The sequence below is a fragment of the Mesorhizobium sp. BR115XR7A genome (assembly GCF_020165315.1).
Taxonomy (GTDB): Bacteria; Pseudomonadota; Alphaproteobacteria; order Rhizobiales; family Rhizobiaceae; genus Mesorhizobium; species Mesorhizobium australicum.
Window position 1 is genome coordinate 32687 of record NZ_JAIUHW010000003.1, and the last position, 13628, is coordinate 46314.

Annotated in this window: 10 protein-coding genes; 8 read left to right on the top strand and 2 right to left on the bottom strand. The window is 64.5% G+C overall.

Going from position 1 to position 13628, the window contains the following annotated elements; genetic code table 11:
* The first annotated feature begins 160 nt into the window (after positions 1 to 160).
* From LB557_RS07015 to LB557_RS07050, 8 genes are all read left to right on the top strand, one after another.
* Positions 161 to 5641: an alpha-2-macroglobulin family protein gene (locus LB557_RS07015; protein WP_224641251.1), complete on the top strand. Its 5481-nt coding sequence runs from the start codon at positions 161 to 163 to the stop codon at positions 5639 to 5641.
* 212 nt (positions 5642 to 5853) lie between these two features.
* A complete protein-coding gene (gene pbpC / locus LB557_RS07020; RefSeq protein WP_224683916.1) occupies positions 5854 to 7944 on the top strand; it encodes a penicillin-binding protein 1C in 2091 nt (696 codons plus the stop codon).
* Between the two features lie 18 nt (positions 7945 to 7962).
* On the top strand, positions 7963 to 8511 hold the full coding sequence (locus LB557_RS07025) for a M15 family metallopeptidase (RefSeq protein ID WP_263496716.1): 549 nt from the start codon (positions 7963 to 7965) through the stop codon (positions 8509 to 8511).
* On the top strand, positions 8508 to 8684 hold the full coding sequence (locus LB557_RS31560) for a M15 family metallopeptidase (protein WP_263496717.1): 177 nt from the start codon (positions 8508 to 8510) through the stop codon (positions 8682 to 8684). Before LB557_RS07025 ends, LB557_RS31560 begins: the two co-directional genes overlap by 4 nt.
* A gap of 210 nt (positions 8685 to 8894) precedes the next feature.
* On the top strand, positions 8895 to 9923 hold the full coding sequence (locus tag LB557_RS07035; protein ID WP_015317128.1) for a sulfate ABC transporter substrate-binding protein: 1029 nt from the start codon (positions 8895 to 8897) through the stop codon (positions 9921 to 9923).
* A gap of 22 nt (positions 9924 to 9945) precedes the next feature.
* Complete coding sequence (cysT, locus tag LB557_RS07040) at positions 9946 to 10797, top strand: sulfate ABC transporter permease subunit CysT (RefSeq protein WP_015317127.1); 852 nt, start codon at positions 9946 to 9948, stop codon at positions 10795 to 10797.
* Positions 10790 to 11674, top strand: a complete 885-nt coding sequence (gene cysW / locus LB557_RS07045; protein ID WP_015317126.1) for a sulfate ABC transporter permease subunit CysW — start codon at positions 10790 to 10792, stop codon at positions 11672 to 11674. The genes cysT and cysW overlap by 8 nt, the downstream gene beginning before the upstream one ends.
* A gap of 12 nt (positions 11675 to 11686) precedes the next feature.
* Positions 11687 to 12727: a sulfate/molybdate ABC transporter ATP-binding protein gene (locus LB557_RS07050; RefSeq protein ID WP_015317125.1), complete on the top strand. Its 1041-nt coding sequence runs from the start codon at positions 11687 to 11689 to the stop codon at positions 12725 to 12727.
* 44 nt (positions 12728 to 12771) lie between these two features.
* Here the strand turns inward: LB557_RS07050 and LB557_RS07055 are convergent, their stop codons facing one another.
* Entirely contained in the window at positions 12772 to 13257 is a 486-nt protein-coding gene (locus LB557_RS07055) for a GNAT family N-acetyltransferase (protein WP_224641323.1), read from the bottom strand.
* Complete coding sequence (locus tag LB557_RS07060; RefSeq protein WP_140714495.1) at positions 13257 to 13538, bottom strand: DUF1778 domain-containing protein; 282 nt, start codon at positions 13536 to 13538, stop codon at positions 13257 to 13259. The genes LB557_RS07055 and LB557_RS07060 overlap by 1 nt, the downstream gene beginning before the upstream one ends.
* Positions 13539 to 13628: the final 90 nt, after the last annotated feature.

Sequence of the window (13628 nt, forward strand, 5' to 3'; positions counted from 1 at the left end):
AAGAAAGCGTGATCCCCTTTCCCATGGAGGTTACTGTCCGCATACCGGTCCTTGGCCGGAAAATAAACCGTTGGCAGGCGGCACCTGCCGCGTTCGCGCGTTGACAAGCCCGAATGAAGCTTGATCATGCCCGGACGTCTGCAATTGTCTGGAGGGTGTAATGGCAATGCGCGCGGCTCGTGGTCTGTCGATTCTCGTCCTTTTCTTCCTTGCCTGGGGTAGCGTCGCGCAAGCGGCCGAGGCCCGGCGAATTGCGACGACGGACAATTCCGATTATTTCGGCTTCGATCTCCGGTCCGACCAGAACGTCACGCTCGACCAGTGCAAGACGACATGCCTCGGCGATCCGGCCTGCCGCGCTTTCACCTACAACACCAAGGCAAAATGGTGCTTTCTCAAATCCGACTATAACCAGTTGAAATCCTTCACCGGCGCGGTCGCCGGCAAGGTCGTCAACATGGACGGCGATCCCGACATCGGCGCGCCGCCGGAACTCGCCTTCTTTCCCAACTGGATGGCCGACCAGGCCCAGCAATACCGCAACAAGCTGCTCGGCCCGGCCTTCGACAAGCCGACAGAGGGAATGGCGGCGCTGACCAATGCCGCCGAACAGGCCGTGTTGACCGGCGACCATCGCTCCGCCATGCAGAAATACGAGGCCGCGGTCTCGGTCATGCCTGACGATGGCCAGCTCTGGCTCAAGCTGGCGCGCGAAACGCTGGCCGTGCAGCCTGCCGCCAACACCTCCGAAGCCTCGACTTTGCCGGCAAACGGCACGTCGGCCGCCTTCAACGCCTATAAGCTGCTGCGCACCACCAAGACGCGCGCCGAAGTGCTGGCGCTGCTCGGCAACGGTCTCGACAAGCGCGATCTCTACCGGCCGGCGCTGCAGGCCTATGAGGCCAGCCTTGCGCTGGAAAGCTCGCCCGCGGTCCAGGCCGACTATGCCGATCTGAAGGCCCGCAAAGGGTTCCGCGTTGTCGATCACAGCATCGATGCCGACACCAGCGCGCCACGCATCTGCGCGCAATTCTCCGAGGACCTGATCAAGACCGGCGTCGACTACGCGCAGTTCGTCACCGTCGACAACGCGCCGCCCAAGGGCGTCGAGGCCAAGGACAAGCAGATCTGCGTGGAGGGCCTGGAGCATGGCCAGCACTACGACGTCACCTTCCGCGCTGGGCTGCCGGCGGCGATCGGCGAAGTGACCGCCGCCCCCGTGGTGCTGTCGATCTATGTGCAGGACCGCGCGCCGTCCGCCCGCTTCACCGGCGACAGCTTCGTGCTGCCGGCCGGCGCGCGTCGCGGCATCCCGGTCGTCACCGTCAACATGAACGCCGCCGAAATGAAGCTCTACCGCATCGGCGACCGTTCGCTGGCGCAGCTTCTGTCGGGCTACCAGTTCCTGCACCAGCTCGACGGCTATGACATCTCCAACATTTCCGAGCAGATGGGCGCACCGGTCTGGCAGGGCCAGCTCGACATCGGCAATGACCTCAACAAGGAAGTCACCACCTCCTTCCCGGTCGACGAAGCGCTGCCGCAGCGTAAGCCCGGCGTCTATGTGCTGACCGCCCAGCCCGTCAACGACAAGAGCGACGACTACGGTTCGCTGGCCACGCAGTGGTTCGTCGTCTCCGACATCGGCCTGTCGACCTATACCGGCCAGGACGGGCTCAATGTCTTTGCCCGTTCGCTGGGCAGCGCCAAGCCGATTGCCGGCGCCGAACTGACGCTGGTCGCCAGGAACAACGAGGTTCTCGGCACCGCGACGTCGGATGCCGACGGCCACGCCGTTTTCAACCCCGGCCTGACGCGCGGTGACGGCGGCATGGTGCCGGCCGTGCTGATGGCCAAGCAGGGCGATAATGACTTCGTCTTCCTCGACATGGCCAAGGCCGGCTTCGACCTGTCCGACCGTGGCGTCACCGGACGCGCGGCACCAGGCGCGCTCGATGTCTATGCCTGGACCGAGCGCGGCATCTACCGCGCCGGCGAGGACGTCCATGTCGCCGCCCTTGCCCGCGATGGTGCGAGCAAGGCGGTCGAAAACCTGCCGCTGACCTTCATCTTCTCGCGCCCCGATGGCGTCGAGGACCGCCGCATCGTCAGTGACGGCGCCTCGGCCGGCGGCCATGCCGTCGACCTGCCGCTCGAACCCAACGCCATGCGCGGCACATGGTCGGTGTCGATCCACACCGATCCCAAGCAGCCGGCGGTGGCCAGCCAGATGTTCCTGGTCGAGGACTTCGTGCCGGATCGCATCGAATTCGACATGAAAGCCGACAAGCAGGAGATTGCGCGGGGCGAAACCGCCAACATCGACATTGACGGCCGCTTCCTCTATGGCGCGCCGGCGGCGGGCCTTGCGCTGGAAGGGGAGTTGACGCTGTCGACCTCTCGTGACTGGGACCGCTTTCCCAACTTTTCCTTCGGCCTCGCCGACGAGCAGTCGGCGGAGCCGACGGTCACGCCGCTCACCGACCTGCCGGTGGTCGGCGATGACGGCAAGGCGACCTTCCCTGTTACCGTCGACCAGTTGCCCTCGACCACCAAGCTGGTCGACGGCAAGGTGACGGTGCGCATGCGCGAAACCGGCGGCCGCGCCATCGAGCGCTCGCTCAACATCGGCATCCGCCCGCAAGGCCAGATGATCGGCATCCGACCGGACTTCGCCGATGGCGAAGTGCCGCAGGGCGGCACCGCCAAGTTCAGCCTGATCGCCGTCGATCCCAACGGCAAGCGCGAGGCGCTGAAAGGCGCGCAGTGGACACTGGTCAAGGTCGAACGCAATTACCAGTGGTACCGCTCCAACAACTCCTGGAACTACGAGCCGGTCTCCTTCACCAAGTCGATCGCCAACGGCCAGGTCGACCTCGGCGCCGACGGCGACGCAACCGTCTCCGTGCCGGTCGATTGGGGCCAGTACCGGCTCGAGGTCGAGACATCCGATCCCGAGGGGCCGGCGACCAGCTACGAGTTCGACGCCGGCTGGTATGTCGCCTCGACGACCACCGAAACGCCTGATGGCCTTGAGATCGCGCTCGACAAGGACAATTATGCCGCGGGCGAAGTGGCGAAGCTGAAAATCTCGCCGCATTTTGCCGGCGAACTTCTGATCAACATCGGTTCCGACAAGCTGTTGAAGACCATCACGGCGACCGTACCGGCAGGCGGCGGCACCGTCGATATCCCCGTCGGTGACGATTGGGGTGCCGGCGCCTATGTCACGGCAACCCTGTTCCGGCCGGGCGATGCGCAGGAAACGCGCATGCCGGCCCGCGCCATCGGCGTGAAGTGGCTGACGGTCGATCCGGGCGCCAAGAAGCTCGCCATCACGCTGACGCCGCCCGACAAGACCGTGCCGCGCCAGCAGCTGTCGATCCCGGTTTCCGTGGCCGGAGTGCAGCCGGGCACGAACGCCTATGTCATGGTTGCCGCCGTCGATGTCGGCATCCTCAATTTGACCAACTACAAGGCGCCGGATCCGGAGAACTGGTTCTTCGGCCAGCGCATGCTCGGCATGGAGATCCGCGACATCTACGGCCGCCTGATCGATGGCTCGCTGGGCACCACCGGCAAGCTCCGGACCGGCGGCGACGGCGCCAACATGCAGGCGCAGGGCAGCCCGCCCACCGAAAAGCTGGTCGCCTTCTTCTCCGGCATCGTCCAGCTCGATGCCGACGGCAAGGCGCGGATCGACTTCGATATCCCGCAGTTCAACGGCACCGTGCGCGTCATGGCCGTCGCCTGGACCAAGGAAGCGGTCGGCCATGCCCAGGCGGACGTGATCGTGCGCGATCCCATAGTGATTACCGCCGGCCTGCCGCGCTTCCTGGCGCCTGGCGACAACGCCGTCATGCGCCTCGACGTGGCCGACACCGACGGCCCGGCCGGCGACTACGCGCTGTCGATCGATACGACGGGCGACCTGTCGACGGGCGACAAGCCCCTGCCCCAGAAGCTGACGCTCGCCCAGGGCAAGCGCCAGACGCTGACCGTGCCGCTGATCGCCAGGACAGCGGGCAATGCCTCGCTCACCATCAAGCTGGCGCACGCCGACGGCACCAAGGTCGAGCAGACGCTCTATGTGCCGGTGCGCCCGGCGCAATTGCCGGTCACCACGCGCCTTGTGGTCGACCTCAAGGGCAATGGCGGCGCTCTGCGCGTCGACAAGGAACTCTTGGCGGCCAGCCTGCTCGACGGCGCTTCGGCCAGTGTCGGCGTTTCGCAGGCGGCAGCCTTCGACGTGCCCTCGCTGCTGATGACGCTTGATCGCTACCCCTATGGCTGCGCCGAGCAGACCACCAGCCGCGCCATGCCGCTTCTCTACGTCAACGAGATGGCATCCGGCGTCGGCATGGAAAGCGACCCTGACCTGCACGGCCGCATCCAGGACGCGATCTACAAGGTCCTGAGCTACCAGTCCTCGAGCGGCAGCTTCGGCCTGTGGGGTCCGGGCTCCGGCGACCCGTGGCTCGACGCCTATGTCAGCGAATTCCTGACCAGGGCGCGGGAGCAGAAATACGACGTGCCGGCTCTGGCGATGAACCAGGCCCTCAACAACCTGCAGAACTCGCTCGGCTACGACCAGAGCGTACAGGACCGCGGCAGCGAGATCGCCTACGCCCTCTATGTGCTCGCCCGCAACAAGAAGGCCTCGATCGGCGATCTGCGCTATTACGCCGACACCCAGCTCGAAGCCTTCTCGAGCCCGATGGCCGTTGCCCAATTGGCGGCGAGCCTGGCGCTCTACGGCGACACGCAGCGTTCAGAGGCGACGTTCAAGACCGCGCTGCAGCTCGCCAAGTCGAGCACGGACTACGACTGGTACCGCTCCGACTACGGTTCGGCGTTGCGCGACGGCGCGGCGATGCTGTCGCTGGCGGCGGAATCGAAGCCGGTATCGACCATCGTGCCCGAGCTGATCAAACTGGTGACCAGGGAACGCGCCGAAGCCCGCTGGACCAGCACCCAGGACGATTCCTGGATGCTGCTGGCGGCGCGCGCGCTGAAGGAGGGCAACGACTCCATCGCGCTCACCGTCAATGGCGCGCCGCATTCCGGCGGCTATTCCAACCAGGTCAACGGCTCCGAGCTTATCGACAGCCCGCTCGAAATCGCCAACACCGGCGAGACCCCGCTGCAGGCCGTCGTCACCACCGTGGCGTCGCCGATCCAGCCCTTGCCGGCCGGCGGTGACGGCTTCACCATCAGCCGCACCTACTACAAGCTCGACGGCACTGAAGCCAATGTGACCGAGGCAACCCAGAACGAACGCTATGTCGTCGTGCTCAAGGTCACCGAGCAGAACAGCTGGCCGTCGCGCCTGCTGGTCACCGACCTGTTGCCGGCCGGCTTCGAGATCGACAATCCAGGCCTGGTCTCCAGCGCCCAGTTGACGAACTTCTCCTGGCTGGCACAGACCGACGCCGCGCATCTGGAATTCCGCGACGATCGCTTCGTCGCGGCATTCAACCCGGCCGATGGCGACCACGACCACAATCTGACGCTTGCCTATGTCGTGCGCGCCGTGACGCCGGGCACCTATGCCCATCCGGCGGCAACGGTGGAGGACATGTACCGTCCGCAATATTCGGCCCGTACAGCTACCGGCATGATGGAGATCAAGGCACCGTAAGGTGCCTTGGCGGAAATGAACGTGAGGTTCGCGCCGCCCCTCATTGCCCTGCCGGGCATTTCTCCCCGTATAGAGACGGGGAGAAAGAAGCCTGCACCAAAGCTTTCGCCAGCTTTAAACGTCGCAGGAAAGGCGCCAATGCATGCCACAGCTCCCTTCTCCCCGTCACTAAACGGGGAGAAGGTGGCGGCAGCCGGATGAGGGGCGGCGCCATGCTTTCCAAGAAACTCCTCCGTCGCGCTGCCATCGCAGTTGCCTCCCTTGCCGCCTTCTTCACGATTGCCGCCGCCGCCCTCTGGCAACTCGACCGCGCCTTCCCGCCCCCGCTTCCTGAAAGGCTCACCGTCTCCACGGAAGTCCAGGACTGCGACGGCCAGCTGTTGCGCGCCTTTGCCACACCGGACGGCTACTGGCGGCTGGAAACCCGGCTCGACCAGGTCGACAAGCAGTTCGTCGACATGCTGGTCACCTATGAGGACAAGCGCTTCTGGGACCATGAGGGGGTCGACGTGCTGGCGCTGGCGCGCGCCGCCGGCCAGTTCGCAACCAGCGGCCATATCGTCTCCGGCGGCTCGACCCTGTCGATGCAGCTCGCCCGCCTGATCGAGCCGCGCGAGAGCCGCAGCCTCGGCTCCAAGCTCAAGCAGATGCTGCGGGCCATCCAGATCGAGCGGCGGTTGTCGAAGCGCGAGATCCTCCAACGCTATCTCACACTGGCGCCCTATGGCGGCAATCTGGAGGGCGTGCGTGCCGCTTCGCTCGCCTATTTCGGCAAGGAGCCAAAGCGGCTCACCGTTTCCGAAGCCGCGCTTCTGGTGGCCCTCCCGCAACTGCCGGAAAAACGCCGCCCTGACCGCAACCTGCAGATCGCCCACGCAGCTCGCGACCGTGTGCTCACCCGCATGGTCTCATCAGGCCTGATCGGCGAACGCGAGGCGGCACGCGCGGCGCTTGACGATGTGTTGGGCCTGCGCCGGCGCTTGCCGGCGCTCGCCCCGCATGCCTCTTACGCGATGCTGCCCAAGGCCGTCCCCGGCCAGCCGCTCAAGCTGACGATTCGCAAAAGCGTTCAGCAAGGACTGGAACAGGTGGCCCGCGACGCCGCCACCAGGCTCGGGCCGCGTCTGTCGGTCGCCATGGTGCTGGCCGATGCCCGCACCGGCGACATTCTGGGCGAAGTCGGCTCGGCCAATTTCTTCGATTCCAGCCGTTCCGGCTGGATCGACATGACCAAGGTCGTGCGCTCGCCCGGCTCGACGCTGAAGCCGTTCATCTATGGCCTCGCCTTCGAACAGGGACTGGTGGCGCAGGAGACGCTGATCGAGGACAGCCCGGTCGATTTCAGCGGCTACAGACCCAAGAATTTCGACATGGGCTATCAGGGCGATGTCTCGATCCGACAGGCGCTGCAATTGTCGCTCAACGTCCCGGCGATCCGGGTGCTCGACGCGGTCGGTCCGGCGCGGCTGACGGCGCGCTTCCGCCAGGCGGGCGTCAACCCAATCCTGCCGGTCAATGAGGCGCCGGGGCTGGCCATCGGGCTTGGTGGCGTCGGCGTCACGCTGCGCGACCTCGTCCAGCTCTATACGGGGCTCGCCAATGGCGGCAAGACGCACTCGCTGCGCGACGGCACCGAACCGGCCAATGCCGTGAGTTCGACCGCCACCATCCTCAGCGACCAGGCCAATTGGCAGATCATCGACATCCTCTCCGGAGTAAAACCGCCGGAAGGTGCCTTGCAGCGCGGCATCGCCTACAAGACCGGAACCTCCTACGGCTACCGCGACGCCTGGTCGGTGGGCTTCGATGGCCGCTATGTGCTGGGCGTCTGGGTCGGCAGGCCCGATGCCGGCGCGGTGCCGGGCCTCTCCGGCTATGTCTCGGCCGCCCCGATCCTGTTCGAAGGCTTTGTCCGCTCGGGCCTCGCCACCGTACCGCTGCCAGGCAAACCGCCCGGTGCCTTCACACCCAAGCGCGAGGACCTGCCTGTGACGCTCGCCCGCTTCGGCGCCGGCGCGGATGGCCTGGTGCAGGCGACGCCGACCGAACCGGCGCCGAGCATCATCTTCCCGCCGGACGGCGCCCGCGTCGATCTCTCCACCAACTCGGCCGACGCCTCGCCGCTGGTGCTGAAATTGCAAGGCGGCCGCGCCCCGTTCCGCTGGCTGGCCAATGGCAAGCCCCTCATCGGCCTCGACCGCCGCCGCACCGCGACCTGGCTGCCCGACGGCGCGGGCTATTCGACGCTCACCGTCATCGACGCCGCAGGACGGGCTGCCAGTGTGAAGGTCTTCGTCCAGTGAAAGCGATCCTTGAATAGAATGCGCCAGGCGATTCAGCGCATTGGCTTTTGTGCGCTGATGATTGCCGGCTCGGCCCTGCCGGCGCCTGCCGATCCCCTCCCCGCGGGTTTCGTTCGCCTCGCCGATGTCGCCCCATCGATCCGCCAGGACATTCGCTACGCCAACGCCGACAATTTTCTGCACCGCAAGGTGAATGGCTATGACGCGCCGGTCTGCATTTTGACCCGGGAGGCCGCCGAGGCACTTTCCAGAGTCCAGCGGGCGATGGCCACCAGAGGCCTGACGCTGGTCGTCTTCGACTGCTATCGCCCTGCCCGCGCCGTTGCCGACATGGGCGAATGGACGGCCGCGGGTGGACCGCCGGACCCGCAATGGTATCCGAAGGTCAAGCGTGGCGATCTCATCGCCAAGGGCTATGTCGGCGAACTGTCCAGTCATTCGCGCGGCTCGACCGTCGATGTTGCCATCGCGCCTGTCGACAGTACGCCCGTGCCGAAACCGGCCTGCGGCGCGATCGATGCCGACACCCTCGATTTCGGCACCGGCTTCGATTGTTTCGACCGATGAGCGAGACCGCGCGTCGCCCGCTCGGCGCCAAAGCTGCGGCAAACCGAAAGCTGCTCGTCGATGCCATGCGTGCTGGCGGGTTCAAGAACTACGCGCGCGAATGGTGGCATTTTGCGCTGGCCCGCGAGCCATTTCAAAAGCAGCGCTTCGATTTCCCGGTGACCGCCGAGTAACCTGCCCAACCAGCCTTGCCCGGCAACCGCGCATCCCTAGATAGGCCGGATGTTGGGCCGACTCCGGCGCGGAGCGACCGCGAGCAAAATAGTTCTCACAACAGTGACAGATCGCCGAAGATTTTCTTCAGAAGGACAAAAAAGGCAACATTCAATGCATCTTATTTCTATCAATTAGGTAGATTTGGCGCGGGTTCAACGGAGGCAGAAATGACCAAACCTCATTTCAGGAAACTGCTCGGCGCACTGGTCGCCACATCTATCCAGTTCGGCACGCTCGGTTTCGCGTTTGCCGACACCACCATTCTCAATGTGTCCTACGATCCGACGCGCGAGCTCTACAAGGCCTATGACGAGGCCTTCGCCGCGCATTGGAAGGCGGAGACCGGCGAGACGGTGACCATCCAGCAGTCGCATGGCGGATCGGGTGCCCAGGCCCGCGCGGTGATCGATGGCCTCGACGCCGATGTGGTGACGCTGGCGCTCGAAGGCGACATCAACGCCATCGTCTCGAAGTCAAAGAAGATCAATCCAGACTGGCGCACCAAATTCGAAAACAATTCGGCGCCCTACACCTCGACGATCATCTTCCTTGTCCGCAAGGGCAATCCCAAGGGCATCCACGACTGGAACGACCTCGTCAAGGACGGTGTCCAGGTGATCACGCCCAACCCCAAAACCTCGGGCGGCGCACGCTGGAACTATCTCGCGGCCTGGGCCTATGCCAACGCCAATGATGGCGGCGATGAAGCCAAGACCAAGGACTTCGTCGGCAAGCTCTACGCCAATGCTCCCGTGCTCGACACCGGCGCGCGCGGCTCGACCGTGACCTTCGCGCAAAAAGGCCTGGGTGACGTGCTGATCGCCTGGGAAAACGACGCCTATCTGGCGCTCGACGAGTTCGGCGCCGACAATTTCGACATCGTTTATCCGCCGACCTCCATCCTGGCCGAGCCACCGGTGGCCGTGGTCGACGCCAATGTCGACGCCAAGGGCACACGCAAGGTGGCCGAGGCCTATCTGAGCTACCTCTATTCCAAGGAAGGCCAGACCATCATCGCCAAGAACCATTATAGGCCGTCCAAGCCCGAACTGGTTCCGCCCGAGGATCTCGCCAAGCTGCCGCCAATCAAGCTGATCACCATCGACGATCCGCTTTTCGGCGGCTGGAAGAAAGCGCAGCCTTATCATTTCGGCGACGGTGGTATATTCGACCAGATCTACAAGCCGGCCCAGTGAGCTAAACCTAGATCGGGACGACATGACCACAGCACCCGCGCGGGCGGGGTGGCGGTTCAGACAGCCGAGCGTCATTCCGGGTTTCGGATTGACGCTCGGCTTCTCGCTTGCCTACCTCACCCTCATCATCCTCATCCCGCTATCCGGGCTGATCTGGCGTTCGGCCGCTCTCGGCTGGGTCGATTTCTGGGCCATCGCCACCGATCGCCGCACGATCAATGCCCTTCGAATCAGCTTCGGCACGGCGTTCATCGCGGCTGTCGTCAATGTCGTCTTCGGCACGCTCGTCGCCTGGGTGCTGGTGCGCTACCGTTTTCCCGGCCGCCGCATCGTCGACGCCATGGTCGACCTGCCCTTCGCGCTGCCGACGGCGGTGGCCGGCATCGCGCTGACCACGCTCTACGCGCCGAATGGCTGGATCGGCAAATTGCTGATGCCGCTCGGCATCAAGGTCGCCTACACGCCGCTCGGCATCGTCATTGCGCTGATCTTCATCGGCCTGCCCTTCGTCGTGCGCACCGTGCAGCCGATCATGGAAGAAATCGACAAGGAAGTTGAGGAAGCCGCGGCCACCCTCGGCGCCAGCCGCTTCCAGATCATCACCCGCGTGCTCTTTCCCGGCCTGGCGCCGGCCATCATCACGGGCTTCTCGCTGGCCTTCGCGCGCGGCGTCGGCGAATACGGCTCGGTCATCTTCATCGCCGGCAACCTGCCCTACAAATCCGAGATCGCGCCGCTTCTGATCGTCATCCGGCTCGAGGAATACAATTACCCGGCGGCGACCGCGATCGCCGCGATCATGCTGGCGCTGTCGTTCATCATGCTGTTGATCGTCAATCTGGTGCAGACATGGAGCCGCAAGCGCTATGGCTGATCCCGAGATCAAATCATACGAACCGTATCATGAGAGCCGCTCGGCGGCGGTGACCGAGAGCCGGCCGGCACGCGCCGTGCTGATGGCCATCGTCTTCGTCTTTCTCGCCGTCTTCCTGCTGCTGCCGCTGATCATCGTTTTCAAGGAAGCTTTCGCCAAAGGCGTTGGCACCTACCTGCAATCGCTAAGCGATGCCGACACGCGTTCGGCGATCCGCCTGACCTTGCTGGTGGCCGCGATCTCGGTCCCGCTCAACATCGTCTTCGGCATCTCGGCCGCCTGGGCGATCGCCAAGTTCGAGTTCAAGGGCAAGGCCTTCCTGACCACGCTGATCGACCTGCCCTTCTCGGTTTCGCCGGTCATTTCGGGTCTGGTCTACGTGCTTCTCTTCGGTGCTCAAGGGTTGCTCGGCGAATGGCTGAAGGCACATGGCATCCAGATCCTGTTCGCCGTGCCGGGCATTGTGCTGGCCACCGTCTTCGTCACCTTCCCCTTCGTCGCGCGCGAGCTTATCCCGCTGATGCAGGAGCAGGGCAATGGTGACGAGGAGGCGGCGCTGTCGCTTGGCGCCAATGGCTGGCAGGCTTTCTGGTACGTGACCTTGCCCAACGTCAAATGGGGGTTGCTCTACGGCGTGCTCCTGTGCAATGCGCGCGCCATGGGCGAGTTCGGCGCGGTTTCGGTAGTGTCGGGCCACATACGCGGCCTGACCAACACCATGCCGCTGCATGTCGAAATCCTCTACAACGAGTACAACGCCGTCGGCGCCTTCGCCGTCGCTTCCTTGCTTGCCGGGCTGGCGCTCGTCACGCTGGTCTTGAAAACACTGCTCGAGATGCGCTACGGCGCCGAACTCGCCGCGACGCGCGGACATTAGAAGGTTCATTGCATGGAAGTTCGCGTTGCCAACGTGCGCAAGGAGTTCGAGCGGTTTCCGGCGCTCCACGACGTCTCGCTCGACATCAAGTCGGGCGAACTGATCGCGCTGCTCGGACCGTCCGGCTCCGGCAAGACGACGCTGCTCAGGCTGATCGCCGGACTGGAGCGCCCGACGCGTGGGAAAATCTTCTTTGGTGACGAGGACGCTTCGCAGAAATCGATCCAGGAGCGCAACGTAGGCTTCGTCTTCCAGCACTACGCGCTGTTCCGCCACATGACGGTGGCCGACAATATCGGCTTCGGCCTCAAGGTGCGGCACGGGCCGACGCGGCCGTCGACCCCCGAAATCCGCCGCCGCGCCTCCGAGCTTCTCGATCTTGTCCAGCTTTCAGGGCTGGAGAAGCGCTATCCGGCGCAGCTTTCGGGCGGCCAGCGCCAGCGTGTGGCGCTCGCCCGCGCCATGGCCATCGAACCCAAGGTGCTGCTGCTCGACGAGCCGTTCGGCGCGCTCGATGCGCAGGTGCGCCGGGAACTGCGTCGCTGGCTGCGCGAAATCCATGACCGCACCGGCCACACCACCGTCTTCGTGACCCACGACCAGGAAGAGGCTTTGGAGCTTGCCGACCGCGTCGTGGTGATGAGCCAGGGGCGCATCGAACAGGTCGGCACCGCCGACGACATCTACGACACGCCGAACTCGCCTTTCGTCTACGGCTTCATCGGAGAATCGAGCTCCCTTCCCGTCAAGGTCGAGAATGGCGAGATCTGGCTGGCCGACCGTCCGATCGGATTGTCGGCGCCGCATGCGCCCGAGGGCGACGCGATGCTCTACTTCCGGCCGCACGACGTCGAATTGCTGGACGGCTGCAGCGGCTGCATCGCCGGCACCGTGGCCGCCAGCCGCCGCGTCGCCGGCACAAGGCGCGTCGAGCTCGAGATCGGCGGCGAACGCCAGCGGGTCGAGATCGAACTGCCGGTCGATCATCCGGCGGCGCAGAAGAGCCGCGTGGCGTTCCGGCCGGGGCGCTGGAAGCTGTTTCCGGCTGCGTAGCGATAGGACCGCCGTCAATCCCTATCCCGGTCGCAGGCGGCCGCCTACCCTTTCACCAGGCCTTTCAACGACAGTACCAATGTCATGGGATTTTTCGGGGAAGCCGCAAAGCCATGGCGCTCATAAAAGGCTTTCGCTTCGTCCGATATCGCATGAACAAAAATTCCGCATATCCCGAGGATCGTCGCGGCTTGACCGGCGCGCAGGACGGCATCTTGCAGAAGCGCTGCACCCAGTCCCTTCCCTTGCCAGCCTGTGTCCACCGCGAGACGCCCGAGCACGACCATTGGAATGGGATCCGGCATGTTGCGCCGAACAATGCCGGGCGCTTCCGCCAGGTCAAGCCCGCCCGAAGACAGGCAGTAGTAGCCGACAACGCGTATGCCTTCCGCGACCACATAAGTACGAGATGCGCCACTGACCTGGTTGGCCCGTGCGCGGCGGCGAAGCCATTGGTCGAGACTTTCCGTTCCGCTTTGGAAAAGTTCGAGATCGTGGTTCTCGGCCAGCGGCGTGGGCGCCGACAGCATCAGTCCTGCCATGGCTTGGGCACGTTCATAAGACGCGCAAAACCCTCCCCGCTTGGCGGTTCATCGAGGATGTCGAGATAGTGCCGGTAACTCTCGGCATCCACCTTGATCAGTGTTTGGTCCAGGAGCGTATCCTCGGCCGCGCGGTAGGCGGCATCGATCATGAAATCGGAACGGGTTTTCCCGCGTAGCTTCGCGGCGCGGTCAATCAGTATGCGCATATCTTCGCGAATGCGCAGATTGACAGGCTTAGCGTGAGTTTCGGCTGCGGCTTTCGCCATGGAGGGCTCCTTTCCTTCACCATAACATGCCGCATACACAATGTGTATCTATTTGTCCTTTCCATTGGGAAAAGGTTGACGTGAACCGAG

What these genes read in the sequence shown, in the direction of transcription:
- LB557_RS07060 (WP_140714495.1), bottom strand. Translation starts at nt 13,538, where the DNA reads ATGGCGAAAGCCGCAGCCGAAACTCACGCTAAGCCTGTCAATCTGCGC.
- LB557_RS07050 (WP_015317125.1), top strand. Translation starts at nt 11,687, where the DNA reads ATGGAAGTTCGCGTTGCCAACGTGCGCAAGGAGTTCGAGCGGTTTCCG.
- LB557_RS07055 (WP_224641323.1), bottom strand. Translation starts at nt 13,257, where the DNA reads ATGCTGTCGGCGCCCACGCCGCTGGCCGAGAACCACGATCTCGAACTT.
- pbpC (WP_224683916.1), top strand. Translation starts at nt 5,854, where the DNA reads ATGCTTTCCAAGAAACTCCTCCGTCGCGCTGCCATCGCAGTTGCCTCC.
- cysT (WP_015317127.1), top strand. Translation starts at nt 9,946, where the DNA reads ATGACCACAGCACCCGCGCGGGCGGGGTGGCGGTTCAGACAGCCGAGC.
- LB557_RS07015 (WP_224641251.1), top strand. Translation starts at nt 161, where the DNA reads ATGGCAATGCGCGCGGCTCGTGGTCTGTCGATTCTCGTCCTTTTCTTC.
- LB557_RS07025 (WP_263496716.1), top strand. Translation starts at nt 7,963, where the DNA reads ATGCGCCAGGCGATTCAGCGCATTGGCTTTTGTGCGCTGATGATTGCC.
- LB557_RS07035 (WP_015317128.1), top strand. Translation starts at nt 8,895, where the DNA reads ATGACCAAACCTCATTTCAGGAAACTGCTCGGCGCACTGGTCGCCACA.
- LB557_RS31560 (WP_263496717.1), top strand. Translation starts at nt 8,508, where the DNA reads ATGAGCGAGACCGCGCGTCGCCCGCTCGGCGCCAAAGCTGCGGCAAAC.
- cysW (WP_015317126.1), top strand. Translation starts at nt 10,790, where the DNA reads ATGGCTGATCCCGAGATCAAATCATACGAACCGTATCATGAGAGCCGC.